Annotated in this window: 21 protein-coding genes; 12 read left to right on the forward strand and 9 right to left on the reverse strand. The window is 63.6% G+C overall.

Annotated elements, in window-relative coordinates; all coding sequences use genetic code 11:
• Positions 1–193: 193 nt before the first annotated feature.
• A complete protein-coding gene (locus B3446_RS20390; RefSeq protein WP_291384590.1) occupies positions 194–1,219 on the reverse strand; it encodes an AbrB family transcriptional regulator in 1,026 nt (341 codons plus the stop codon).
• Positions 1,220–1,330: 111 nt separating this feature from the next.
• Here B3446_RS20390 and B3446_RS20395 point away from each other — a divergent pair, with 111 nt between their 5' ends.
• Positions 1,331–2,497 carry a pyridoxal phosphate-dependent aminotransferase gene (locus B3446_RS20395; protein WP_291384508.1) on the forward strand — a complete coding sequence of 389 codons (1,167 nt, stop codon included), beginning with the start codon at positions 1,331–1,333 and terminating at the stop codon, positions 2,495–2,497.
• Positions 2,498–2,651: 154 nt separating this feature from the next.
• Here B3446_RS20395 and B3446_RS20400 read toward each other — a convergent pair whose 3' ends face one another.
• The 5 genes from B3446_RS20400 to B3446_RS20420 all read right to left on the reverse strand — a co-directional run bounded on the left by B3446_RS20400 (position 2,652) and on the right by B3446_RS20420 (position 7,995).
• Entirely contained in the window at positions 2,652–4,178 is a 1,527-nt protein-coding gene (locus B3446_RS20400; protein ID WP_291384510.1) for a tripartite tricarboxylate transporter permease, read from the reverse strand.
• Positions 4,175–4,612, reverse strand: coding sequence for a tripartite tricarboxylate transporter TctB family protein (locus B3446_RS20405; RefSeq protein ID WP_175124811.1), 438 nt, complete (start codon positions 4,610–4,612; stop codon positions 4,175–4,177). The genes B3446_RS20400 and B3446_RS20405 overlap by 4 nt, the downstream gene beginning before the upstream one ends.
• 114 nt (positions 4,613–4,726) lie before the next feature.
• The gene (locus tag B3446_RS20410; protein ID WP_224776859.1) at positions 4,727–5,692 is read right to left on the reverse strand and encodes a Bug family tripartite tricarboxylate transporter substrate binding protein; all 966 of its coding nucleotides are present in this window, start codon (positions 5,690–5,692) and stop codon (positions 4,727–4,729) included.
• Positions 5,693–5,843: 151 nt separating this feature from the next.
• Complete coding sequence (locus B3446_RS20415; protein ID WP_409558262.1) at positions 5,844–7,328, reverse strand: sensor histidine kinase; 1,485 nt, start codon at positions 7,326–7,328, stop codon at positions 5,844–5,846.
• Positions 7,318–7,995, reverse strand: a complete 678-nt coding sequence (locus B3446_RS20420) for a response regulator (protein WP_056566075.1) — start codon at positions 7,993–7,995, stop codon at positions 7,318–7,320. The genes B3446_RS20415 and B3446_RS20420 overlap by 11 nt, the downstream gene beginning before the upstream one ends.
• 489 nt (positions 7,996–8,484) lie before the next feature.
• Here B3446_RS20420 and B3446_RS20425 point away from each other — a divergent pair, with 489 nt between their 5' ends.
• A complete protein-coding gene (locus B3446_RS20425) occupies positions 8,485–9,864 on the forward strand; it encodes a ClcB-like voltage-gated chloride channel protein (RefSeq protein ID WP_291384514.1) in 1,380 nt (459 codons plus the stop codon).
• A 56-nt stretch (positions 9,865–9,920) separates the two neighbouring features.
• Here B3446_RS20425 and B3446_RS20430 read toward each other — a convergent pair whose 3' ends face one another.
• Together B3446_RS20430 and mnmE are read right to left on the reverse strand one after the other, a co-directional pair.
• Entirely contained in the window at positions 9,921–10,394 is a 474-nt protein-coding gene (locus B3446_RS20430; protein WP_291384516.1) for a GNAT family N-acetyltransferase, read from the reverse strand.
• 16 nt (positions 10,395–10,410) lie between these two features.
• Positions 10,411–11,763, reverse strand: a complete 1,353-nt coding sequence (gene mnmE / locus B3446_RS20435; protein ID WP_291384518.1) for a tRNA uridine-5-carboxymethylaminomethyl(34) synthesis GTPase MnmE — start codon at positions 11,761–11,763, stop codon at positions 10,411–10,413.
• A gap of 115 nt (positions 11,764–11,878) precedes the next feature.
• On the opposite strand from mnmE, the gene B3446_RS20440 reads away from it, so the two are divergent.
• From B3446_RS20440 to B3446_RS20485, 10 genes are all read left to right on the forward strand, one after another.
• Entirely contained in the window at positions 11,879–13,465 is a 1,587-nt protein-coding gene (locus tag B3446_RS20440) for an ABC transporter substrate-binding protein (protein ID WP_291384520.1), read from the forward strand.
• Between the two features lie 19 nt (positions 13,466–13,484).
• Positions 13,485–14,459: an ABC transporter permease gene (locus tag B3446_RS20445; RefSeq protein ID WP_076518271.1), complete on the forward strand. Its 975-nt coding sequence runs from the start codon at positions 13,485–13,487 to the stop codon at positions 14,457–14,459.
• The gene (locus B3446_RS20450) at positions 14,456–15,376 is read left to right on the forward strand and encodes an ABC transporter permease (RefSeq protein ID WP_191578403.1); all 921 of its coding nucleotides are present in this window, start codon (positions 14,456–14,458) and stop codon (positions 15,374–15,376) included. The genes B3446_RS20445 and B3446_RS20450 overlap by 4 nt, the downstream gene beginning before the upstream one ends.
• An 11-nt stretch (positions 15,377–15,387) precedes the next feature.
• On the forward strand, positions 15,388–16,398 hold the full coding sequence (locus tag B3446_RS20455) for an ABC transporter ATP-binding protein (RefSeq protein ID WP_291384525.1): 1,011 nt from the start codon (positions 15,388–15,390) through the stop codon (positions 16,396–16,398).
• Complete coding sequence (locus B3446_RS20460; RefSeq protein ID WP_291384527.1) at positions 16,395–17,411, forward strand: ABC transporter ATP-binding protein; 1,017 nt, start codon at positions 16,395–16,397, stop codon at positions 17,409–17,411. The genes B3446_RS20455 and B3446_RS20460 overlap by 4 nt, the downstream gene beginning before the upstream one ends.
• Positions 17,412–17,522: 111 nt before the next feature.
• The gene (locus tag B3446_RS20465; RefSeq protein WP_291384529.1) at positions 17,523–18,722 is read left to right on the forward strand and encodes a M20 aminoacylase family protein; all 1,200 of its coding nucleotides are present in this window, start codon (positions 17,523–17,525) and stop codon (positions 18,720–18,722) included.
• 178 nt (positions 18,723–18,900) lie between these two features.
• Positions 18,901–19,803 (forward strand): TauD/TfdA dioxygenase family protein, encoded by a 903-nt coding sequence (locus tag B3446_RS20470; RefSeq protein WP_291384531.1) that lies wholly within the window; start codon positions 18,901–18,903, stop codon positions 19,801–19,803.
• 43 nt (positions 19,804–19,846) lie between these two features.
• Positions 19,847–20,890 (forward strand): ABC transporter substrate-binding protein, encoded by a 1,044-nt coding sequence (locus B3446_RS20475; RefSeq protein ID WP_191578398.1) that lies wholly within the window; start codon positions 19,847–19,849, stop codon positions 20,888–20,890.
• A 1-nt stretch (position 20,891) separates the two neighbouring features.
• The gene (locus B3446_RS20480) at positions 20,892–21,719 is read left to right on the forward strand and encodes an ABC transporter ATP-binding protein (RefSeq protein ID WP_291384534.1); all 828 of its coding nucleotides are present in this window, start codon (positions 20,892–20,894) and stop codon (positions 21,717–21,719) included.
• 11 nt (positions 21,720–21,730) lie between these two features.
• Positions 21,731–22,609: an ABC transporter permease gene (locus tag B3446_RS20485; RefSeq protein WP_291384536.1), complete on the forward strand. Its 879-nt coding sequence runs from the start codon at positions 21,731–21,733 to the stop codon at positions 22,607–22,609.
• A gap of 130 nt (positions 22,610–22,739) precedes the next feature.
• Here the strand turns inward: B3446_RS20485 and B3446_RS20490 are convergent, their stop codons facing one another.
• Positions 22,740–24,185: a catalase gene (locus tag B3446_RS20490; RefSeq protein ID WP_191578395.1), complete on the reverse strand. Its 1,446-nt coding sequence runs from the start codon at positions 24,183–24,185 to the stop codon at positions 22,740–22,742.
• Between the last annotated feature and the right edge of the window lie 221 nt (positions 24,186–24,406).

Raw genomic sequence — 24,406 nt, forward strand, 5'->3', positions numbered from 1 at the left:
CAAGGACGCCGTGCGAACTGAACGATCGGTGCAAAACCAGTGTTCCCGCTTGTCGCCAGAGCGGCAGAAACGAGTCTGCTCGCGCTTGAATCAACTGCGGAATCAGCATACTCATCCGGCATTACCGAGTCATATAGTTGTTTACCCCAATGTCGCTTTTTTTTCACTGGAACGGCAGTACCGCCAGGCGGAATTAGCCATGCCGACGCGCCAAAACCGTATAAATCGGACCCGTCACGATCACCACAAAAACCATGCGCGTGACGTGAAATGCCGTCACCACCGGAACGCCCAGCTGCAGCACCTTGGCGGTGATCGCCATTTCGGCAATACCGCCCGGCGTCGTGCCCAGAATCAAGGTGGGAATGGGCGCAGCAGACCACAACGACAGCATCGCGCCCACGCCGAAGGCCAGCGCCAATGCCAGCACAGTAAAGCCCGCCACTGCCGCCATGAAACGCGGCGCTGCGCGGAAAAAGTCTGGCCGGTACCGATCACCGAGCGACCAGCCGATAAGCAGTTGCCCTGCTTTCGGCACATAGTCCGGCAATGCGGAAAGCTCGATGCTGGACGCAGTCAGCATCATTGCGACAAGCATGGGGCCAAGCACCCAGGGATTGGGAAACCGCAGCTTCGTAAACGTGGCGCCGCCCACAATGGTCAGTGCCACCAAGGCAGCCAGGCCAAGCACATGCACGTCGCGCGGCCCCGGCACGGTGGGATCCAGCCCAGCCACGCCCCACCACTGAAATATGAAGGGCACCGTCACCACCACCAGCAACACGCGCACGCTGTGCGCGGTGGCCACGCGATCGATCCGCGCGCCATGGCGTTCGGCCAGATTGGCCATTTCACTTGCGCCGCCGATGGCCGATGAGAACCACGCCGTCTTGAAGTCCACATCCGTAAACCGCCGCAGAATGGCCGTGCCCAGAAATGCGAGCGCCAGCGCGAACAGCATTCCCGCGACAATGGGGCCAGCGTTGCTGCCAATGTGTCCGATGACCTGTGGCGTGAAATACAGCCCCAGCGATGCGCCGATGACCCATTGGCCCGCATTACGCGCAGGCCGCGGACACGCAGTGCGCACGCCGGCAATCCGCGTGGCCGCAGTCAACAGCAGCGCGCCCAGCATCCACGGCAGCGGCAGGTGAGCCCACACCGCAAGCAACGCGCCGGTCAGCGCGATACCAAATCCGCCCAGCACTCGCACCCGCATGTTCTGAACCACAATCCGATCCGCGTTAGAAGCTCATGAAAAATGAATTATGAGTTAGTGGGATACTTACGAAAACTTTCCTCGGCTACCCGTGTTCACTTCGCGTCCAACATGATCCGCTCCAAACTCCCCGACGTCGGCACCACCATATTCACCGTGATGAGCCGCCTGGCCATCGAGCACAAGGCCATCAACCTGGGCCAGGGCTTTCCTGACTTCGATCCGGACCCCGCGCTGTGTGCGCTGGTCACCAAGGCGATGGCCGACGGCCACAACCAATACCCCTACATGCCGGGCGTCGCGCCGCTCCGCGAAGCCATCGCGGCCAAGACGCACGAACTCTACGGCCATGCCTACGATCCCGAAACCGAGATCACGGTGACCAGCGGCGCCACCGAGGCGTTGATGGCCACGGTATTGGCCGCGGTGGGCAGCGGCGACGAAGTGGTGGTGATCGAACCCTGCTATGACTCGTACCTGCCGGCGATTCGCCTGGCCGGCGGCACCGCGGTCCCCGTGCCGCTGCGCGCGCCCACCGAAGCCGATCCGTATTACCGCATCGACTGGCAGCGTGTGCGCGACGCCATCACGTCCAAGACCCGCCTGTTGATGCTGAACTTCCCGCACAACCCCACGGGCGCGGTGCTTGACGAGAGCGACCTGGACGCGCTTGAAGCCATCGTCCGCGACACGGGCGTGCTGCTGGTCTCGGACGAGGTCTACGAACACATCGTGTTCGACGGTAAACCGCATGCCAGCGTGGCGCGCCGCCCGCTGCTTGCCGAACACGCGTTCGTGATCTCGTCGTTCGGCAAGACCTATCACACCACCGGATGGAAGATCGGCTATTGCTGCGCACCGCGCCAACTGAGCGCCGAGCTGCGCAAGGTGCACCAGTTCATGGTGTTCACAGTGCCGTCGCCGATGCAGTTTGCGCTGGCGGAATTCATGCGTGATCCCAAACCGTACCTGGATCTGCCGGCGTTCTATCAGGCCAAGCGGGACCTTTTGTCGCAAGGCCTGGCGCAGACGCGATTCCGGCCCCTGCCCAGTCCCGGCACGTTCTTCCTGCTGGCTGACTACAGCCAGATCTCCAAACAGAACGAAGCCGACTTTGCGCGCGACCTGACCGTCAACCATGGCGTGACCGTGATTCCGGTGTCCGCGTTCTATCGCCAGCCCGACGCGCCCGAATCCAATCATCGGATCGTGCGCTTCTGCTTTGCCAAGAAGGACGCGACGCTGGACGCGGCGCTGGAGCGTCTGAAACAGATTTGATCGTTCAATATCTGAGTAAAAGCTCATATATGAAACCGCGAGAGCATCACCCGCCACGATCCTGAAAAAAAGGGGCGCCGAAAGGCGCCCCTGAACATTTGCCGGCCTCGCTTTGCGTCACCCCGCGCACCGGCAGGTGCGCGGGCCCGCCTCATCAGACCGGCCCAGCGGCAACCTTTCTTGCGGCGCGCAACCGGCGCAGGAGCTGCGGCACGATGACGACCGCCGCCGCGCCCGCCCACAACGTAATCGAAACGGGACTGGCGAACAGCACGCCCACGTCGCCATCCGTCATCGACAGCGCGCGGCGCAGGTTCTGTTCCATCATGTTGCCCAGCACGACACCCAGCACCAGCGGCGCCATCGGCACACCGAACTTGCGCAGGAAGTAGCCCAGCGTGCCGATAGCCGCAACCAGCAGCAGATCGAACGTGCCCGCGTTGATCGCATAGACGCCGATGTAGCTGATGCACAGGATGCCCGGCACCATCAGCCAGCCCGGCACGGACAGCACTTTGGAGAAGAAACGCACCAGCGGCACGTTCATCACGAAGAGCAGCACGTTTGCCACGAACAGCGATGCGATCAGGCCCCACACCAGTTCCGGCTTGGTGTCGAACAGGACCGGCCCCGGCGTGATGTTGTAGAGCGTCAGCGCGCCCATCATCACCGCGGTGGTGCCGGAACCGGGCACACCCAGCGTCAGCATCGGAACGAAGGAACCGATCGCCGACGCGGTGGCGGCGGCTTCTGGCGCGACGAGGCCGCGCATATCGCCCTTGCCGAACTTGGCTTCCGGATCCTTGGCTTCGATGATGCGCTTTTCCTGCGAGTAAGCGACTGCCGCGGCCACGCTGGCGCCTGCACCGGGCAGCACGCCCACGCCGAAGCCCACGAGCGCGCTGCGCACCACGCTCCACCACGTGTACGCCATCTCCTTCAAGTTGAAGAGCTTGCGGCCGCTGGGCTTGACCTCGACGCTGTGGCCGGCCATCACCTTCTCAAGCATTTCCAGCATCTCGCTGACGGCGAACAATGCAATGACGACCACGACGAAATCGATGCCGTCGGCCAGATGCACGGACTCGAAGGTATAGCGGTAAACGCCCGAATTCGCATCCACGCCCACCACCGAAATGGACAGGCCGATCATCGCCGCCAGCACGCCCTTGACCGGCTGCTTTCCGAGCAGGCTGGTCAGGCAGCAGAACGCAAAGATCATGAGCACGAAGTATTCGGCGGGGCCGAACGCGAGCGCCCATTTCGCCAGCAGCGGCGCGAGCAGGATGATGCCCACCACCGATACGATGGCGCCAAAGAACGCCGACCACGCGGACAGCGACAACGCCACGTTGGCCAAACCCTGCCGCGCTAGCGGATAGCCGTCCAGCGTCGTCATGATGGCACTGGCTTCCCCCGGCACGTTCAGCAGGATCGCGGTGATGCGCCCGCCGTACTCCGCGCCCACATATACCGCGGCCAGCAGGATCAGCGCCGTTTCGGGCGGAAGATTCATGGCGAAGGCGATGGGGATCAACATCGCCACGCCATTGACGGGCCCCAGCCCCGGCAGCACGCCCACCATGGTTCCGATGAAGGACCCGATGGCAGCCACCAGCAGGTTCGTCAGCGAGAACGCGACGCCAAAGCCTATCGACAGATGATCGAGGATGCCGCTCATATCAGGTTCTCCAGCAGTCCGCCGGGCAGGACGACGTCCAGCACCTTGTCGAACAGCACGAAAAAGAAAATGCTCATGACGACGCCGCCGATCGCGCACTTGAGCCAACTGCCGCCAAACAGGCGGCCCACGAAGATCGTCATGAGCGACGTGGCGACAATGAAGCCCAGCCACTGGAAGAGAAACGCATAGGCGGTCACGAACACCACCATCAGCGCGATGCGCCCGTTGGCGCCTGCAGGGTTGCGCTCGACAGCGTGGCCGCCCTTGTAGACGAGCCACAGCCCGCACAGGCCGATGATCAGCGCCAGCAGGAGCGGGAAGGCGCGTGGCCCGACGGGTTCGTAGGCGAAAGGCGCCTCGATGCTCCAGCCGGCGGCCGTCATGAAGACGGCCAACGCCAGGGCGGCTATGCCCAGAATTCGATCATTCATGGTCCAGATTCCGTTCAAATCCAAACGCGCGGCGCAGCGGGACCTGCCGCCAGCCCGAAATGGCGGCAGGTGTGCCCTGGCGGGCGCGATCGGGGGTCAGGCCTTGCGGCCGGCTTACTTCTTGATCAGGCCGAAGGTGTCGGCAAGTTCGCCGTACTGCTTGACCTGGTTCTTGACGTAGGCGTCCAGTTCGGGGCCGGTCTTGTTGAAGGGGAACAGGCCCTGCTGCTGGCGCAGCTTCTCGAACTCAGGTGCGGCCGTCGTCTTGTTGAACGCGTCCACCCAGAACTGGTAGTCGGCGTCAGACACCTTGGGACCGACGTAGAAACCACGGATGATCGGCCAGACGATGTCGTAGCCCTGTTCCTTGGCAGTGGGCACGGAACCCAGCTTGCCCGGCAGGCGCTGGTCGTTGAAGACCGCCAGCACGCGAATCGGGGCACCGCCTTCCAGCATCGTGAAGGCTTCAGCCGCATCGCCCATGTAGGCCTGGATATGGCCGCCGCGCAGCGCCGTCACGGCCTCGCCGCCGCCTTCGAAGGCGACGAAGCGCATCTTCTTGAAGTCCACGCCCGCCGCCTTGGCCGTCAGCGCCGCCTTCATCCAGTCCTGGCTGCCCACGGTGCCGCCCGCGCCCAGCACGATCTTGGTCGGATCCTGCTTGAAGGCGTCCATCAGGCCCTTCAGGTCGGTGTACGGCGAATCGTTGCGCACCACGGCCACGCCGTAGTCGGTGCCGATCGCAGCCAGCCAGCGCACGTCGTTGACGTTGTACTTGCCGAACTTGCCCTGCGCCAGGTTGAGCAGCGAGCCGCCGGAGAACGCAACGATGGTGCCCGGCTCGTTCGGATGCTGGGCCACGATGTTGTTGTAGGCCACCGCGCCAATCCCGCCCGGCATGTAGACGATGCGCATGGCGCTCTTGAGCGCCCCACTCTGCTTCAGGCCTTCGGTGGCCAGGCGGCACGTCAGGTCGAATCCGCCACCAGGCTGCGCCGGCGCAATGCACTCCGGGCGGCGGGGCTCATCGGCCGCATGGGCCGCGCCGAGGGACAGGGTGATGGCGCCAAGCGCCGCCATGGCTGCGATGCGCAGCTTCAGGGTCGTCTGCATTCTTGCGTCTCCAGGATTTATAGGTCTAGGTATCGCTGGCAGCGGCGCTACGGCGAATGATCGCGTCCAGCGGCTCCAGTGGACGCAACCGTACAAAACCGAAGCTTTCCATAAGCTTTCAATTTCGGCCAATTTCGTGACGCGGCGCAGCATCCGGTCCCGTTTGCAGGGTAAACACCAACGCCGCTCGCAGGCCCGGCTGCCCCACCCGATTCTCGAGCACGAGCCGGGCGCCCAGGATTTCGGCGATCGTACCCACGATCGCCAGGCCCAGGCCGGCTCCGGTGGTGTTCTTGCCTGCCGCGCCCCGCCGGAAGCGAACGCACGCCCGGGCGATGTCCTCGTCCGACATGCCCGGACCGTCGTCTTCCACCACCAGCCGGGCCCGCTTAGTGTCGGTCTCGATCCGGACGGTGACCACGCCACCGGCGGACGCATAGCGGATGGCGTTGTCGACCAGGTTGCTGACCGCCTCCCGCAACAGCCACTCCGCCCCGTCGACGACAACCGGCCTGCGGTCCGCCTCCAGGCCGATGTCCAACTGCCGGCCCCGGGCATTGGGTAATTGGGTACGGATCACCCCGTCCGCGAGATCCACCAGGTCGACCGATTCGGGCGCCAGACCGCCTTCGGCCAGGGAAGCGTCTTTAGCGCGCGCCAGCGCGAGCATCTGGTTGGTGGTGCGTACGGCCCTGTCCAACCCCTCTTGCATCGCCCGAAGGGCTGTACGGACCTCCTGGGGGTCTGTTTCGCGCAGGGCATAGGCGGTCTGGGTCCGCAAAACGGACAAAGGCGTCCGCAATTGGTGCGACGCGTCGTCCAGGAACTGCGCCTGCACCCTCCCCAAGGCCGCAAAACGGGCCATATGGAGGTTTACAGCCGCCACCAGGGGTAGGACCTCCCCCGGCATGTCGGACGCGCTGACGGGGCTTAAATCGTCTGCAGAGCGGCCTTTGACTTCCTGACGCAGCCGCTCAAGGGGGCGCAGGGCCATGAAAACGCCCAGGATGATCACCAGGACGCTGATGAGGATTACGGCAAGGTCCCGCTCCACCGAGCGCACCAAAACCTTGTGGAGGAACGCCTGACGGCTTTCCAGGCCCTCCGCGACCTGCACGATGACCCGGCCGCCCTGGTTCGCATACAGCGGCGGATCCATGGGCCGGGCTAATGCCGCCACCCGGACGGGAAGCCCCTGGTAGGTCGCGTAGAAAAACCGCGGCTCGCCGGACACCAGGGGCTGGTCCGGCAGGGGCAGGCCAGGATGACCGATTTCGGCCAGCCCGTCTTCGGTGGCCACGCGATAGAACACGCTGCCATTGGCCGTCAGCTCGAAAAATTCAAGCATCAGGTAGGGCTGCTCCATGGCTAATCCACCGCTGGCTGTGGATATGTTGTGGTCGATCGCGCGAAGCGCGCCGGCGAGAGACCGGTCGTAGGCATTGTCGACCTGGTTGCGCAGCTGGTGGTTGGACAGCCAGAGCGCACCCATCATCACGAAGACGAGGGTCGGAATCAGCCACCAGAGCAACTGCGTTTTCAGCGTCCGAGCGCGTTTTTTCGCCGAAAAATCAACGCTGTTTTGCGGACTTCTAGTTGTCAACAAGGTTCTCCAGGCAGTAGCCCATGCCGCGCATGGTCACGATCTGCACACCGGTTTCCGCCAATTTTTTGCGCAATCGGTGAACCAGGACCTCGATAGCTTCCAGGTTGATGTCGGCATCGTCCGTCAGGATGCGGTCCAGGATCTGCTGCTTGTTGATGGGTTCGCCGCTTTTCTGGATCAGCACCCGAAGTACCGCATGTTCACGTGGGGATAACTGCAAAGGCTGTCCGTTGACCGTGAATTTCTGCGCGGAAGTTTCAAATACCAGGTTTCCCAGCGCGAGGCGCGGATGTTCGCGCCCGCGGCTGCGGCGAATCAGCGCAATCAATCGCGCTTCCAACTCTTCCACAACAAAGGGTTTCGGCAGGAAATCGTCCGCTCCCTCGTGAAGTGTTCCGATTCTCTCGGCCAGTGAATCGCGCGCGGTCAAGACCAGCACCGGCGTACGGTCGTCCCGCGCGCGAATCTTCGCCAGCAAAGTATGGCCATCCATGCCGGGAAGTCCGAGATCCAGGATGACCGCATCGAAATCTTCGACGGCCAGCCTTCTTTCGGCAACCAGTCCGTCATCAGCCCACTCCACGACAAAGCCGGCATGTCTGGCCAGGCTCCTGGACAGCCAGCGGGCAAGTTCAGCTTCATCTTCGATCAGGAGGATACGCATGGACGCAGTCCGGGGGGCGGTGGATGGGCGGAATGGGAAAGCATGTTTGGCTTTTCCTTTTTTTTTCTTTATATAAAGACTAATGATTAATAAGGGCTGTGGATAACTACCTTAACCTTGAAAACCTCTTTCTTTTCATTGCCTTGCGTCCGTTTTTGCTTGTGCAAGAACTCTGTGTGGGAAAAAAGCTGAAGTTGGACAAGATTTTGGACCGCGTCCGAAACCCCTGCTTGTTCAACTTGCCTCCACAACATGTGCACAAGCGCGCTACTTAGGAGTTATCCACAGGACGTTTCTGGCAACTGGGTTCCGGAATCGGCTCTTTTACCCCGGAAAACTGCCCCTCGCCTACCCGGTTTTTTGCCCTTGCAGCGCCCCAAAACGGGCCGCTACGCGCCGTTCGGATTTGGTGATTCGAGGGGAGACCTGAAGGGCTTGTTGACGCCGGGCTGAACAAAAAGTGAGCAGAATCCGCCGTAGAATCCGGCCATGGATAGCGACTTGAAACTGCGCCGACCGGCCTGGGCCAGGCGGTTGAAACGCGGACTTTTGGCGGAAAATTTAGCCTTGACGTTGTGTGCGGCCGCGTTGATCGGCGCCATGGGTGCGCTGGCAACGGTGGTGTTTCGCGAACTGCTCGGCTGGATGCAATTGTTGGCAGGGGGCGGCGAGGTTCCCCACGGCATGGTGTCGCTGGCGCGTGGGCTGGACCCCTGGCAGCGCTTTCTGATGCCAGCGGCGGGCGGCGCGATCGCCGGCCTGATCCTGCAGGGAGCCACCCGATGGCTGCCCCGGCGCGGGGCCGCCGACTACATGGAAGCCATCTCGATCGGCCGTGGCGTCATCGGCTTTCGCCAGACGGTCGCGCGCAGCCTGTCCTCGATTTTTTCGATCGGATCCGGCGCATCGATCGGCCGCGAGGGACCGATGGTGCAACTGGCGGCAATGTGTGCATCATTGACGGGCCGCTATCTGGTCTTGCCGCCCCGCCATCTCCGGCTGCTGGTGGCCTGCGGCGCGACGGCGGGCATCACCGCCGCATACAACGCGCCGATTGCCGGCGCGGTGTTTATTTCAGAGATTGTGTACGGCGTGATTTCAACAGCGACGCTGGTGCCGCTGGCCGTCGCCTCCGTGGTCGCCAACATCGTGACGCGCCAGGTGCTGCACTACGACGCGGTCTTCCAGATGCCGCATTTCGAGTTCGTGTCGGGGTGGGAAGTGATCAATTACCTGGGACTTGGCCTGATTGCAGGTCTGGCCGCGCCCCAATTCCTTCGATTCCTGGACCTGTCCCGCGCGGCGTTTCGCCGGTTGCCGTTTCCGATCTGGGCGAGGATGGCGGTAGGCGGGCTGGTTGTCGGCGCGCTGTCCGTGATCGATCCCGCGGTGTGGGGCAACGGTTACAGCGTGGTCAACAGCATGTTGCATACGGATTGGGCATGGCAGGCGGTCGCCGCCCTGCTCTTGCTCAAGACATTGGCCACGGCGGCCAGCGTCGGGTCCGGCGCCCTGGGTGGAGTCTTCACGCCGACCTTGTTCGTGGGGGCGGCGCTGGGCGCCTTGTACGGGACTGCGCTGCAGGGCCTGTTTCCGGTCGGCAGTTTGTCGGCGGTATCCAGTTATGCCGTCGTGGGTATGGGCGCGCTGCTGGCGGCCACCACGCATGCGCCGCTGATGTCGATCTTGATGATCTTCGAGATGACGCTGAGCTATGAAGTCATGTTGCCGTTGATGCTGGCGTGCATGACGGGATACGTCATTGCGCAGCGCATCCGGCCGGAGTCCGTCTATGCGAAATCGCTGGCGAAAAACAGGATCGCCGCGCACTTGATGGCCAGGAAAGGCAAGCCGGGAAATTATGAGTAAAAGCTCATATATTTGAATCGGGCGCTTGAGTGAGCTAGTAGAGCCAAGGAAATCCCTTATTTAAGGGGTTTCTGCATAAAAACGCGCTTCAGCCCAATCTCCGTGGCGCGGTGCGTTTCAACATAGCCGCGCCGCGTGTAGATGGCGATGTTCTCGGTCATCACTTCCTGCGTGTAAAGCCGAATGCGTGAAAAGCCGCCGCGGCGCGCAGTGTCTTCGGCCCACTGCAGCAGCGTCCGGCCGTGGCCCTTGCCTTGCGCAGTTGGCGATACGGCGATGTTGTCCAGCAGCATGCAGCCGTCGTCGGGTTCTGGAATCAGCACGATGAGGCCTTCGACGCCGTCTTTCGATTCCAGCACATGAACCAAGCCCTTCGCTACGCGTGCCGGGTAGTCGTCCAGCATTGGGCCGGGCGTGGCGCCGTTGCGTGCGATGTAAGGGATGTACGCATCGCGGACGATGCGCTCTATCTCTACGATGTCGGCCGGCGTCGCGCGGCGAATACGAAAGGCGTCGAGTTTCGCATCCACGGCGGCGGGTCTCCGATCATTTACCGATGCAGAAACTGGAAAATATTTCGCCAAGCAGATCATCGCTGGTGAACTTGCCCGTGATGCTCGACAGGCTATCGTGGGCGAGCCGCAATTCCTCGGCAAACAGATCAAGCACCCGATCATCCTGGCTGGCGTGCGCGGCGGCCAGTTCCAGGTGCTCCGCCGCCTCCTGCAACGCATGCAAATGCCGTTCACGCGCGAGCCACGGCGATTCCGCGCCGGGATTCCACCCCGCGATCTGCAGCAGCTCCGCGCGAAGCAGATCCAGCCCCGCGCCGCGTTTGGCCGAGATGCCCAGTTCGCCGGGGCCGGCGACGAAAGGCTCGGGCAACAGATCCACCTTGTTGAACACCTTCAGCACCGGCGTGCGCGGCGGCAGCCGCGCGGTGATCTGCGCGTCCAGCTCGTCGCCCGGCTGCGTCGCATCCTGCAAATGGAGGATGACGTCGGCGCGTTCGATTTCCTGCCAGGTGCGGGCGATGCCGATGCTTTCCACCGTGTCTTCGGTTTCGCGCAGGCCGGCCGTGTCGACAATGTGCAGCGGCACGCCATCAATATGGATTTCCTGCACCACTTTGTCGCGCGTGGTGCCCGCGATGGGCGTGACGATGGCGATGTCGTCGCCGGCCAGCGCGTTGAGCAGGCTGGACTTGCCCACGTTGGGCTGACCGGCCAGCACCACATGCAGGCCTTCGCGCAGGATGACGCCCTGGCGCGCCTGGGCAATCAATGCGGAAAGATCGCCCGCCAGCGCGTCCAACGTCGGACGCGCCTGGTACTTCTCAAGGAAGTCGATTTCCTCTTCAGGAAAATCCAGCGTCGCCTCGACCAGCATACGCAGATGAACGATGCGGTCGGACAGGTCGTTCACGCGTGCCGAAAATTCACCCGACAGCGACGCCATGGCCCCGCGGGCGGCCGCCACGGACGAGGCTTCAATCAGGTCGGCAACCGCTTCGGCCTGCGCCAAATCCATGCGGTCGTTCAGGAACGCGCGGCGGGTGAATTCGCCAGGTTCGGCCAGCCGCACGCCGAGGTCCCGGCCCGCGACCAGACAGCTATCCAGCACGCGTCGCAGCACGGCCGGGCCGCCGTGGCCTTGCAGTTCCAGCACGTCTTCGCCGGTGTAGGAATGCGGCCCACGAAAGTAGATGGCGATGCCTTCATCCAGCAGTTCGCCGTCCACCGTCTTGAAAGGAAGATAGTGCGCATGGCGCGGTGTGAGATCGCGCTGGAACAGGCGCCGCACCAATCCGGACAGGTCCGCACCAGAAATGCGCACGACGCCGATGCCGCCTCTTCCGGGGGCGGTGGCGATGGCGGCGATGGGGGCGTAGGCGGACATATCAGGGTAGAAGGCAGGGCTAAACAATAGGGGAATATAACTGTTGCGCGGCGCGTTGTTTGCTGGTTACTGTGGCCCCGAGGTTCAAAACCCGAAACAACTCTGGGAGATCACGATGGCATCTCGGTTTTCGCGTGTCTTGGCCTGCGGCGCTGCCGCGGTGGTGATGGCCTGTGGCACGTTCAGTGCGGCCATGGCCCGCGACCTGGTGATAGGACTGAAGACCGAGCCGTCTTCGATGGATCCGCAATACCACGCGTTGACCCCCAATACGCAGATCTCCCAGACCATCTTCGATACGCTCGTTGCCACGGACGCGCAACTCAAGCCGCAGCCTTCGCTGGCGGAATCGTGGACCGTGGATGGCAAGGTCTGGACGTTCAAACTGCGGCCGAACGTGAAATTCTCGGATGGCACGCCGTTCACCGCCGAGGATGTCGTGTTCACGTATGACCGCGTCCCGAAGGTGCCGAACAGCCCGTCGCCGTTCACGCTGTATCTGGGGTCCGTCGCCAAGACCGAAGCGGTGGATCCGATGACGATCCGCATCACCACCAAGGAAGTCGCGCCTAACCTGCTGGTCAATCTGGCGCAGTTGCCGATCATGTCGAAGAAGGCCGCATCAGGGCCGGCTGCGGAAGGCAAGACGACAACCGAACTGAATAGCGGCGATGGCCTGATCGGCACCGGTCCCTACAAGTTCGTGTCCTGGAAGCGCGGCGCTGAATTCGTGCTGGCGCGCAACGACAACTACTGGGGCAAGAAACCCGAGTGGGATCGCGTGGTCTACCGCCCCATCAGCAACGCGGCAGCGCGCGTGGCCGCATTGCTGGCCGGCGACGTGGACATGATTGAAGATCCCCCCACTGACGACCTGCCGAAGCTGAAATCCGACAAGAAGCTCTTTGTCGAGGAAACGCCGTCGGTGCGCGTGGTGTACGTGGCGCTGGACCAGTACGCGGAGCCGTCGCCCGGCGTGCAGGGCACCGACAAGAATCCGATGAAGGACAAGCGCGTGCGCGAGGCCTTGTCGCTGTCGATCAACCGCGATGCGCTGGTCGAGCGTGTGATGGGCGGTGTGGCCCTGCCCGCGGGCAACCTGCTGCCGTATCCGATGTTTGGCGCCAGCAAGGAACACTCGAAGGCGCCCAAGGCCGATGTGGAAAAGGCCAAGGCGCTGCTCAAGGAAGCGGGCTATCCAAACGGCTTTTCGATCACGCTGGGCTCGCCGTCCGGCCGGTATGTCAACGATTCGAAGGTGGCGCAGGCCATCGCATCGATGTGGACGCGCATCGGCGTGAAGACCAGCGTGGACGCGATGGCGCCCCCGGTGTTCTTCAAGAACCGCGACAGCTATTCGTTCTCGGCGTATCTGGCGGGATGGTCGGTGACGAGCGGTGAGATGTCCAACGCGCTGACGTCGCTGCTGATGACGCGCAATCCGGAAGCGGGCCAAGGCACGACGAACCGCAGCCGCTATTCCAATCCCAAGATGGACGAGCTGGTGAAGCAGGCCTCGTCCACGATGGACGACGCCAAGCGGGCGGAACTGCTGTCGACGGCCAGCAATATCGCGATGGATGACTTCGCCATGCTGCCCGTGCATTTCGAACTGTCGGTCTGGGCCATGAAGAACGACATCCGCTACCAGGGCCGTCCGGACCAGGTCACGCTGGCGCAGAACGCAACGCTGAAGAAGTAAGCGCGCCGGGCGATCTCTCGTGCTTGCAACCATAGTCAGAAGGCTGCTGCAGACCATCGTCGTCATGCTCGTCATGTCGGCGTTGGTCTTTGCCGGCATTTACATGGTCGGCGATCCCGTCTCGATGCTGGCCAGTCCCGAAGCGACCGAGGCGCAACGCGCCGCGATCAGCGCGTCGCTGGGGCTGGACCAGCCGTTGTGGCGGCAGTACCTGATCTTCATGAGCCAGGCCGTGCGCGGCGATTTCGGGAACAGTTTCCTGACCGGCGAGCCGGCCATGCATCTGATCCTGGAACGCATGCCCGCAACGGTGGAGCTGGCCTGTGTGGCGATGCTGCTGTCGGTGCTGATCGGCGTGCCGCTCGGCATTCTGGCGGGTCTGAAGCCTGCAGCAGTGGGTTCGCGCGCGATCATGACGGGCTCGGTGCTGGGATTTTCGCTGCCGAATTTCTGGGTGGGCCTGATGCTCATCATGGTGTTCGCCGTAATGCTGGGCTGGGTGCCGGCCGGCGGCCGTGGCGACACGGTCAGCATCGGCTCGCTGCAGTTGAGTGTGCTGACGTTCGATGGCTGGCTCAGCTTGGCATTGCCCGCGGCGACGATCGCCTTTGCCAAGTGCGCGATGATCATTCGCGTGACGCGGGCCGCCACACGCGAAGCGCTGCCCATGGACTACATCAAGTTCGCGCGCGCCAAGGGCTTGTCGGAAAAGCGCGTGCTGGGCGTGCATCTGCTCAAGAACATCCTGATTCCGGTGGTGACGGTGGCGGGCCTGGAGTTCGGCCAGGTGATGGCGTTTGCCGTCGTGACCGAGACCGTGTTTTCGTGGCCGGGCATGGGCAAGCTGCTGATCGATTCCATCATCAACCTGGATCGTCCGGTGGTGGTCGCGTATCTGCTGCTGATCGTGTTCTTCCTGGTCATGTTGAATCTGGTGGTGGACATCATCTACACGGTGCTGGACCCCCGCGTACGCCTGGATAGCCGCCGATGAACACGCCCGCCACCGTTGCCTCGCCCCCGACTCCGACGAAGGAGCAGACGCCCTGGCGCCGCTTCGTGTCGGATTTCTTCGCCAGCAAGCTCGCCACGCTGGGGCTGGTGATGTTGATCGTGATCGTGGGGGCGGCGTTGCTGGCGCCCTGGATCGCGCCGCAGAATCCGTACGATCTGGCCAGCCTGGACATCATGGATTCGAAGCTCAAGCCGGGCAGCGAAAGCGGGGATGGTTCGATGCGCTATCTGCTGGGCACCGACGGGCAGGCGCGCGATCTCTTTTCCGCCATTCTCTACGGCATGCGCACCAGTCTGATGGTGGCAACGGTGTCCGTGCTGGCCGCCTTCGGCATTGGTGCGACGGTCGGGCTCATTGCCGCCTATTTCGGCGGACGCATCGATGCCCTGCTGATGCGGGTTGTGGATATCCAGTTGTCGTTCCCGGCTATCTTGGTAGCGCTGATGCTTCTGGCGATTCTGGGCAAGGGTGTGGATAAGGTGATCATCGCGCTCATCGTCGTGCAGTGGGCGTATTTTGCGCGGGCGGCGCGCGGGGCGGCGCTGGTCGAGCGCGGCAAGGAATATGTGGAAGCGGCGCGCTGCATGTCGCTGTCTTGGTCGCGCGTGCTGTTCCGGCACGTGCTGCCGAACTGCATGCCGCCGCTCATCGTGATCGCCACGATCGATCTGGCGCACGCGATCGCACTGGAAGCGACGCTGTCGTTCCTGGGCGTCGGCGTGCCGGTGACGGAACCGTCGCTGGGCATGCTGATCTACAACGGCTTTGAATACCTGCTTTCCGGCCAGTATTGGATTTCGTTCTTTCCCGGCATTGCGCTGGCGCTGGCCATCATCGCCATCAACCTGGTGGGCGACCACCTGCGCGATGTGCTCAACCCGCGGCATGCGAATTGAGGACGGGAGCGATGCAGACACTTGCGGCGCAACGCCCCGTGCCTGGCCCTGCCCCCGTCCTTGAGGTGCATGGCCTGAAGACGCATTTCTTCACGCGCAATGGCGTGGTGAAGGCCGTGGACGGCGTGGACCTGACGCTGGCCGAGGGCGAGATCCTGGGCCTCGTCGGCGAGTCCGGATCGGGCAAGAGCATCACGGGTTTTTCCTTGATGGGCCTGTTGGATGAACCCGGCCGCATCGTCGAAGGCGAGGTGCTGCTCAACGGTGAAGACCTGCGCGCGGCCACGCCCGCGCGGTGGCGGCAGTTGCGGGGACAGGAGATCGCGATGATCTTCCAGGACCCGATGATGACGCTTAACCCGGTGCTGCGCGTAGATACGCAGATGATCGAAGCGGTGCAAGCGCACGCCAAAGTGTCTCGCGAAGCGGCGCGCCAGCGCGCGCTGCAGACGCTTGCCATGGTGGGCATTCCGTCGCCGGAAGAGCGCCTTCGAACCTATCCGCACCAGTTGTCGGGCGGCATGCGCCAGCGTGTGGCCATCGCCATTGCGCTGTTGAATTCTCCGCGCCTCATCATTGCGGACGAGCCTACGACGGCGCTGGATGTCACGATCCAAGGCCAGATCCTGTTCGAGGTGCAGAAACTCTGCCGCGAAACGGGGACCGGTCTCATCTGGATCACGCATGACCTGGCCGTGGTGGCGGGTCTGGCCGATCGCGTGTCGGTGATGTATGCGGGGCGCGTCGTGGAAACGGGCAGCACCGAGGCGGTCATCCGCCACCCGATGCATCCCTACACGCACGGGTTGATCGCGTCGATCCCGACGCCGCAGTCGCGCGGCAAGCCGCTGGTGCCGATTCCCGGCATGACGCCGTCGCTGCTCAACCTGCCGCAGGGCTGTGCATTCCGAGGGCGGTGTCCGCGCGCGACGGACGCCTGTCTGGTCGAACCGCCGCCTGTTGAAGTCCGCCCGGCGCAATGGGTGCGCTGCTGGCATGCTGGAGCGCCGGACGCGATATGAACGACGCCCTGAACAATCCCACGCCGATCCTCGCCCTGCGCGACGTTGAACTACGCTTCGTGCAACCGGTGGATCTGGCCGGCCGCATCGCCAACCTGCTGGGCGCGGGACTGAAGACGCAGGTGGTGCATGCCGTGGCCGGCGTGGACTTGGCGGTCAGACCGGGCGAAGTGATCGGCATCGTCGGCGAATCAGGCTGTGGAAAATCCACGCTGGGCCGCATCGTGTCGGGCATCCTGCCGCCGTCCGCCGGGCAGGTGCACTATCAGGGCAAGCCCGTGCAAGCCATGAAGGGCCCGGAGCGGCGCGCATACGAGCTGGGCGTGCAGATGATCTTCCAGGATCCGTATGCGTCCCTGAATCCACGCATGCGCGTGCGCGAGATCATCGGCGAGGCGCCCGCGGCGCATGGCCTGATCCGATCGCGGGACAAACAGGAGTACGTGGCCGGCTTGATGCGCCAGGTGGGGCTTGATCCGAGCTTTGCACAGCGTTATCCCCATCAGTTCTCGGGCGGCCAGCGCCAGCGCATCGGCATTGCGCGGGCATTGGCGCTGAAACCATCGGTCATCGTCTGCGACGAGGCCGTGGCCGCGCTGGACGTGTCGATCCAGGCGCAGGTGCTGAACCTGTTCGAACGGCTGCGCGATGAGCTGGACCTGACGTATCTGTTCATCAGCCATAACCTCAGCGTGGTGAGCCATATCTCGGACCGCGTGGCGATCATGTATCTGGGACGCATCGTCGAGCTGGCCGATACCGATACGGTGTTCGCGCGCGCCAATCATCCGTACACGCAGGCGCTGCTCAAGGAACTGCCGACGCTGACACCGGGACGGCGCAGTTATCAACCCATCCGCGGCGAGCTGCCCTCGCCCCTGGATCCGCCCACGGGGTGCGCGTTTCACCCCCGGTGTCCCCATGCCATGCCGCGCTGCAAGGCCGAGCGCCCGCTCCTGCGCGAAATCGCGCCAGGCCAGTTCAGCGCCTGCCATTTGAACGATGCCGCCTGACCTGCGCCGAAAAAGGGCTGGACGCGGCACGCGGGGCGGCGCGAGAATTCCCCGACCAGCAGGCCTTTTGCGCGTGCGCCCTCCTTCAATCCAGACAGCTTATCCACAGCCATGAAAACCATTGCCGAAATCGAACGCGTACATGGGGACCTGACGGCCCTGCGGCGCGACATCCATGCGCATCCGGAACTGGCGTTCCAGGAAACGCGCACGTCCAACCTGGTGGCCGAACGCCTGCGCAGCTGGGGACTGGAAGTTCACACGGGGCTGGGGAAAACCGGTGTAGTCGGAATTTTGCGCGCCGGCAGCGGCGGCAAGACCATCGGCCTGCGCGCCGACATGGACGCGCTGCCGATGCCGGAACATAACCGGTTTGCCCACAAGTCCACGATCAGCGGTCGCATGCACGGCTGCGGCCATGACGGGCACACGACGATGCTGCTGGGCGCCGCGCAATACTTGTCCACGCATCGCAATTTCGACGGCACGGTCGTGTTCATCTTCCAGCCGGCCGAGGAAGGCGGCAATGCCGGCGCGCGCGCGATGATGCAGGACGGGCTGTTCGACAAGTTTCCCTGCGATGCGGTGTTCGGCATCCACAACATGCCCGGCATGCCGGTCAATCAGTTCGGCTTCCGGTCGGGGCCGACGATGGCCTCGAGCAACCGCTGGGACATCGTGATCAAGGGTGTCGGCGGCCATGCAGCCCAGCCGCATTCGTCTGTTGACCCCATCATCGTGGCCTCCGACATGGTGCACGCGCTGCAGACGGTCATCTCGCGCAGCAAGAATCCGCTGGATCAGGCGGTGCTGTCGATCACGCAGATTCACGCGGGCGATGCCTACAACGTGATTCCCGGCGAGGCCGTGCTGCGCGGCACGGTGCGCACGTATTCCGTGGAGACGCTGGACAAGATCGAAGCCGACATGCGCCGCATCGCCACTACCCTGCCGCAGGTCTATGGCGGCACGGGCGAGCTGGATTTTGTGCGCGCGTATCCGCCGCTGGTGAACTGGGAAAACGAAACCGCCTTCGCAGCCAAGGTGGCCGAAGACACCTTTGGCGCGGAAAACGTGCTGCGCGACATGCCGCCCTTCATGGGCGCGGAGGACTTCTCGTTCTTCCTGGAATCCGTGCCGGGCTCGTACCTGTTCCTGGGTAATGGCGACGGCGATCACCGCATGGAGTCCTATCACGGCATGGGTCCGTGTCAGCTGCACAACCCCAACTACGACTTCAACGACGCGCTGCTGCCCGTGGGCGCGACGTACTGGGTGAAGCTGGTCGAGGCCTTCATGCCGGCCAAGTAAGGACCGATACGCTATTTGCTTATATGTGGATGGCCATGAAGCCGCGGGGGCGCCCCGCGGCTTTTTGCTATATGACGTAAAGCTTTGATCAAACGCCGATATCTTCGTTTGAGATACATGGCGCGGTTTCCATAATCGGTCGTTCCAGCCATGCCGCAAGGCGAATTCGGAGCGATCGATGTCCCAGAGCAATGCCTTGCGGCGCGAAGCGCACGCCGCCCCCCAGCCGCAGTCCTTTGATGTGCGCCCCCTGCCCGGTCCCCTGGGCGCGGAAATCATCGGCCTGGACCTGTCGCAGGAACTGGCGCCCGCGGACTTTGCGCGCGTGCACAAGGCGCATCTGGACCATCACCTGCTGGTCTTCCGCGACCAGCGCATCACGCCCCAGCAGCACATCGATTTCAGCCGCCGCTTCGGCCGCCTGATGATCCACGTGCTGCACCAATTCCACCTGCTGGGCCATCCCGAGATCCTGACCGTCTCCAACATTCTGGAAGACGGCAAGCCCATCGGATTGGGCGACGCGGGCAAATACTGGCACTCGGACATCTCGTACAAGGAACTGCCCAGCCTGGGGTCGCTGTTGCACGCGCAGGAGCTGCCGGCCGAAGGCGGCGACACCTTGTTCGCGAACATGCACCTGGCCTACGACACCTTGCCGCAGGCGCTGAAGGACGCGATCGACCGCAAGCGCGGCGTGCATTCCTACCTGGCCCAATACGGGCAACTGCAGAAGGAAGGCAACTGGCGCCCGAATCTGAGCGCGCAACAGATTGCGCAGGTGCAGGAGGTGGTGCATCCGGTGGTGCGCACGCATCCGGAGAACGGCCGTCGCGCGCTGTTCGTGAGCGAAGGCTTTACGACGCGCATCGAAGGACTGCCCGAAGACGAGAGCCGCGCGCTGCTGGCCGAGCTGTTCGCCCACAGCGTGCGGCCGGAACACATCTACCGCCACAAATGGCAGCCGCATGACCTGGTGTTCTGGGACAACCGCTCGCTGATCCACCTGGCGGGCGGCACGCCGGATCACCTGCGCCGCAAGCTCTACCGCACGACGATCGAAGGCGATGTGCCGTTCTGACGCGCGCATTTCGGCCTTAACCCACTTATCCACAAGGAACGCCATGCGTTTGACCTCCACGCTACGGGATCGACTGGTCCAGACCGCCACGGGCGCGGGCCTCGCGCTGTTACTTGCCGTGCTGGCGCTGGCTTCGCCCACGCCGGCCATGGCCGAAGGACGCATCCGCATCGCCGAGCAGTACGGCATCGTCTATCTGCTGCTGAACGTGGCGCGAGACCAGCAGCTCATCGAAAAGCACGGCAAGGCCGAAGGTGTGGATATCTCGGTCGAGTGGGCCAAGCTGTCCGGGGGCTCGGCGGTGAACGACGCGTTGCTGTCGGGGGCTGTGGATATCGCGGGGGCGGGCGTGGGACCGCTCTTGACGATCTGGGATCGCACGCATGGCAAGCAGAACGTGAAGGGCGTGGCGTCGCTGGGCAACTTTCCGTACTACCTGGTCACCAACAACCCGAACGTGAAGACGATTGCCGACTTCACGGACAAGGACCGCATCGCCGTGCCGGCCGTGGGCGTGTCGGTGCAATCGCGCGTGCTGCAGCTGGCGTCGTCCAAGCTTTGGGGCGATGCGCAGTACAACAAGCTGGACAAGATCTCGGTGGCGCTGCCGCACCCGGACGCCGCGGCGGCCATCATTGCCGGCGGCACGGAAATCACCGGCCACTTCGGCAACCCGCCCTTCCAGGAGCAGGAGCTGGCCGAGAACCCCAAGGCGCGCATCGTGCTCAATTCGTATGACGTGCTGGGCGGTCCCAGTTCGTCGACGGTGCTGTTCGCCACCGAGAAATTCCGCCGCGACAATCCCAAGACCTACAAGGCCTTCCAGGAAGCGTTGAAGGAAGCCGCCACCTTTGCAGCCGCCAATCCGGAAAAGGCCGCGGACATCTACCTGCGCGTCACCGGCGCCAAGCAGGACCGCGATTTCCTCATCAAGGTCATCAAGAATCCCGACGTGCAGTTCAAGCTGCAGCCGCAGAACACGTTTGCGCTGGCGCAGTTCATGCACAAGGTCGGCGCGATCAAGAATGCGCCTGCAAGCTGGCGCGACTACTTCTTCGACGATCCCGTCACGGCGCAGGGCAGCTGACATGGCTGTGAGTTCCGCCCCTGTGGATAACGTTCAACGGCCCACGCCTTTGCTGGCTGTGGATAAGGTGTCGATCGAATATAAGACGCGCGAACGGCGCGTTCGCGCGACGCATCAGGTCAGTTTTGACGTGCACGGCGCCGAGCGTTTCATCCTGCTCGGGCCCTCCGGCTGCGGGAAATCGACGCTGCTCAAGGCGGTTGCGGGCTTCATCGAACCCACTGAGGGACGGATCGCAATCGACGGCAAGACCGTGCAAGGGCCGGGCCCGGACCGCATCGTGGTGTTCCAGGAATTCGACCAGCTGCCGCCCTGGAAGACGCTGCGCCAGAACGTGGCGTTTCCGCTGCTGGCCTCGCGCAAGCTCAATCGGCGCGAGGCCGATGAACGGGCGATGCACTACCTGGACAAGGTCGGACTGGCGGGCTTTGCCGATGCCTATCCGCATACGCTGTCGGGCGGCATGAAGCAGCGCGTGGCCATTGCGCGGGCGCTGGCCATGCAGCCGCGCGTGCTGCTGATGGACGAGCCGTTCGCGGCGCTGGATGCGCTGACGCGGCGGCGCATGCAGGAAGAGCTGATGGCGCTGTGGGACGACGTGCGGTTCACGCTGCTGTTCGTCACACACTCAATTGAAGAGGCGCTGGTGCTGGGTAGCCGCATTCTGCTGCTGTCCCCGCATCCGGGCCGCGTGCGCGCCGAACTGAATGCGCACGGCTTTGACCTGCACAGTCAGGGATCGGCGGCATTCCAAGCGGCGTCGCGCCGCATTCACGACCTGTTGTTCGACACCGCCCCGCTGGCTCAGGCCGAGCGCGCGGCGGCCTGAAAGGAGCGAGCATGAGCATCAGCCACGCCGGATCGGCGTTCATTCGCCCCGAGGTGGAATACGACCTGCCGCCCCTGCCCCCGCAGGCCGCCGAGGCGCCGCTGCCGTGGCACGAGCGGCTGTGGCAGCACGCCGCCCTGCGCAAGGGCGTGATCCTTGTCCTGTTGGCGGCGGTGTGGGAGCTGGCGGCGCGCTATACCGACAATGATCTGCTGTTGCCCGGCGCGTGGCAGACCGCCCAGGCCTTTGTCGAGGGCGTGACCAGCGGCGAGCTGCTGGGACGCGCCGGACAGTCGATGCGCGTGCTGGTGCAGGGCTATCTGGCCGGTGTCGTGCTCGCCTTTGTACTGACGACGCTGGCGGTGTCCACGCGGTTCGGCCGTGATCTGCTGTCCACTTTGACGGCGATGTTCAACCCGCTGCCGGCGATTGCCCTGCTGCCCCTGGCCCTGCTGTGGTTCGGGCTGGGCGAAGGCAGCCTGGTGTTCGTGCTGATCCACTCCGTGCTGTGGGCGCTGGCGCTGAACATGTATGCGGGCTTTCTGGGGGTGTCTGACACCCTGCGGATGGCGGGGCGCAATTACGGTCTGACCGGGTTGCGCTACGTCCTGCAGATCCTGGTGCCGGCCGCCCTGCCCGCCATTCTGGCGGGATTGAAGATCGGGTGGGCGTTTGCGTGGCGCACGTTGATTGCCGCCGAACTCGTGTTCGGAGCGTCCAGCGGCAAAGGCGGGCTGGGCTGGTACATCTTTCAGAACCGCAACGAGTTATACACAGACCGGGTGTTCGCGGGCCTGGCCGCGGTGGTCATCATCGGTCTGCTTGTGGAAAACCTGGCGTTCGATACGCTGGAGCGGCTGACGGTGCGGCGTTGGGGGATGCAGCGGTGATTGGCGTGCGGTTTGGGTTTGAGACGGATGCTGCGGGATGATGCCGGCGATTGTTGCGGCGATCGTGCGATCGGAATGAAAAAGGGGGCGGCATCAAGGCCGCCCCCTTTTCATGGACGATGCGTAACGTTTACAGCTTCAGCCCCAGCGCCTTGGCCACCCCTTCGGCATAGGCCGGATCGGCCTTGCGGAAGTGATCCAGCTGGCGGCGCTGGATGACTTCCGGCACGCTCGCCATGTGACGGCCGATGTTGCCGAACAGCAGTTCCTGCTGCGCCGGCGTCATCAGGCGGAACAAGGCACCCGGCTGCGAGTAGTAGTCGTCGTCGACGCGATGGTTCCAGCGGGCCGCGGCCTGGCCGTCCAGCGCCAGCGGCGGTTCGGCCGCAGAGGGCGTTTCCTTCCACTCGCCCGCGCTGTTGGGCTCGTAGTTGATCGTGGCGCCGGCATTGCCGTCCACCCGGCCGGCCCCGTCGCGATGGAAGCTGTGGAACGGGCACTTGGGCGCATTCACCGGGATCTGGTGATGGTTGATGCCCAGGCGATAGCGGTGCGTGTCGCCGTACGAGAACAGGCGGCCCTGCAGCATCTTGTCCGGCGAGAACCCGATGCCCGGCACCACGTTTGCCGGCGTGAAGGCGGCCTGCTCGACCTCGGCGAAGTAGTTCTCAGGGTTGCGGTTCAGCTCCAGCACGCCGACCTCAATCAGCGGGTAGTCGCCATGCGGCCAGACCTTGGTCAGGTCGAACGGGTTGATGTGATAAGTCGCCGCTTCGGCCTCGGGCATGATCTGCACCTTCAGCGTCCACTTCGGGAAATTGCGCTCTTCGATGTTCTGAAACAGGTCGCGCTGCGAGCTTTCGCGGTCGTGGGCGACGACCTGCGCGGCCTCTTCGTCGGTCAGACAGGCGATGCCCTGCTGCGACTTGAAGTGGAATTTCACATAGAAGCGTTCGTTGTTGGCGTTGATGAAGCTGAACGTGTGCGAGCCAAAGCCGTGCTGCTGGCGCAGGTTGGCGGGGATGCCGCGATCGCTCATCAGCGTGGTGACCTGATGCAGCGATTCGGGGTTGAGCGACCAGAAATCCCACGCCGCAGTGGCGTTGCGCAAGTTGGTCTTGGGATCGCGCTTCTGGGTGTGGATAAAGTCGGGGAACTTCAGGGGGTCGCGGATGAAGAAGACGGGCGTGTTGTTGCCGACCAGATCCCAGTTGCCTTCGTCGGTGTAGAACTTGATGGCAAAGCCGCGCACGTCGCGTTCGGCATCGGCCGCGCCGCGTTCGCCGGCGACGGTCGAAAAGCGCAGGAACAGCGGCGTCTCTTTGCCGACTTTGGAAAAGATGTTGGCGCGGGTGTAGCGGGTGATGTCGTGGGTGACGGTGAACGTGCCGTAGGCGCCGGAGCCTTTGGCGTGGACGACGCGCTCGGGAATGCGTTCGCGGTCGAAGTGGGCAAGTTTTTCAATCAGCCAGAAATCTTCCAGCAGGGCCGGGCCGCGGGGGCCGGCGGTCAGGGTGTTGTTGTTGTCCGGTACTGGGGCGCCCGAGGCGGTAGTCAGAGGCTTCTTGTCGGTCATGGCACACTCCCTAGATCATTTCTGGATGACGCGGATCCGTCTGGCGGGCCGCGCGCGTTGCAGCAAAAACTCCGGCGGGCGGGACGCCGGAGGGCAAATTCAGAGCCATCATAGGGGGCATGGTTGACTGTGTGAAGTTGATTGATCCTGCTTTGCCGATAAGTAATACCTATGTATATGCCTCATGGGCATAGAAAATGCTGAGCGTGCCTTTCGCGTTT

The organism is Achromobacter sp. UBA5777 (assembly GCF_002418565.1).
Taxonomy (GTDB): Bacteria; Pseudomonadota; Gammaproteobacteria; order Burkholderiales; family Burkholderiaceae_B; genus Achromobacter; species Achromobacter animicus.

Bases quoted from the DNA above. Each gene is read 5' to 3' on its own strand.
- B3446_RS20390 (WP_291384590.1), bottom strand. From the start codon at position 1,219: ATGCGGGTGCGAGTGCTGGGCGGATTTGGTATCGCGCTGACCGGCGCG.
- B3446_RS20395 (WP_291384508.1), top strand. From the start codon at position 1,331: ATGATCCGCTCCAAACTCCCCGACGTCGGCACCACCATATTCACCGTG.
- B3446_RS20400 (WP_291384510.1), bottom strand. From the start codon at position 4,178: ATGAGCGGCATCCTCGATCATCTGTCGATAGGCTTTGGCGTCGCGTTC.
- B3446_RS20405 (WP_175124811.1), bottom strand. From the start codon at position 4,612: ATGAATGATCGAATTCTGGGCATAGCCGCCCTGGCGTTGGCCGTCTTC.
- B3446_RS20410 (WP_224776859.1), bottom strand. From the start codon at position 5,692: ATGGCGGCGCTTGGCGCCATCACCCTGTCCCTCGGCGCGGCCCATGCG.
- B3446_RS20420 (WP_056566075.1), bottom strand. From the start codon at position 7,995: ATGCGTATCCTCCTGATCGAAGATGAAGCTGAACTTGCCCGCTGGCTG.
- B3446_RS20425 (WP_291384514.1), top strand. From the start codon at position 8,485: ATGGATAGCGACTTGAAACTGCGCCGACCGGCCTGGGCCAGGCGGTTG.
- mnmE (WP_291384518.1), bottom strand. From the start codon at position 11,763: ATGTCCGCCTACGCCCCCATCGCCGCCATCGCCACCGCCCCCGGAAGA.
- B3446_RS20440 (WP_291384520.1), top strand. From the start codon at position 11,879: ATGGCATCTCGGTTTTCGCGTGTCTTGGCCTGCGGCGCTGCCGCGGTG.
- B3446_RS20450 (WP_191578403.1), top strand. From the start codon at position 14,456: ATGAACACGCCCGCCACCGTTGCCTCGCCCCCGACTCCGACGAAGGAG.
- B3446_RS20455 (WP_291384525.1), top strand. From the start codon at position 15,388: ATGCAGACACTTGCGGCGCAACGCCCCGTGCCTGGCCCTGCCCCCGTC.
- B3446_RS20460 (WP_291384527.1), top strand. From the start codon at position 16,395: ATGAACGACGCCCTGAACAATCCCACGCCGATCCTCGCCCTGCGCGAC.
- B3446_RS20465 (WP_291384529.1), top strand. From the start codon at position 17,523: ATGAAAACCATTGCCGAAATCGAACGCGTACATGGGGACCTGACGGCC.
- B3446_RS20470 (WP_291384531.1), top strand. From the start codon at position 18,901: ATGTCCCAGAGCAATGCCTTGCGGCGCGAAGCGCACGCCGCCCCCCAG.
- B3446_RS20475 (WP_191578398.1), top strand. From the start codon at position 19,847: ATGCGTTTGACCTCCACGCTACGGGATCGACTGGTCCAGACCGCCACG.
- B3446_RS20480 (WP_291384534.1), top strand. From the start codon at position 20,892: ATGGCTGTGAGTTCCGCCCCTGTGGATAACGTTCAACGGCCCACGCCT.
- B3446_RS20485 (WP_291384536.1), top strand. From the start codon at position 21,731: ATGAGCATCAGCCACGCCGGATCGGCGTTCATTCGCCCCGAGGTGGAA.
- B3446_RS20490 (WP_191578395.1), bottom strand. From the start codon at position 24,185: ATGACCGACAAGAAGCCTCTGACTACCGCCTCGGGCGCCCCAGTACCG.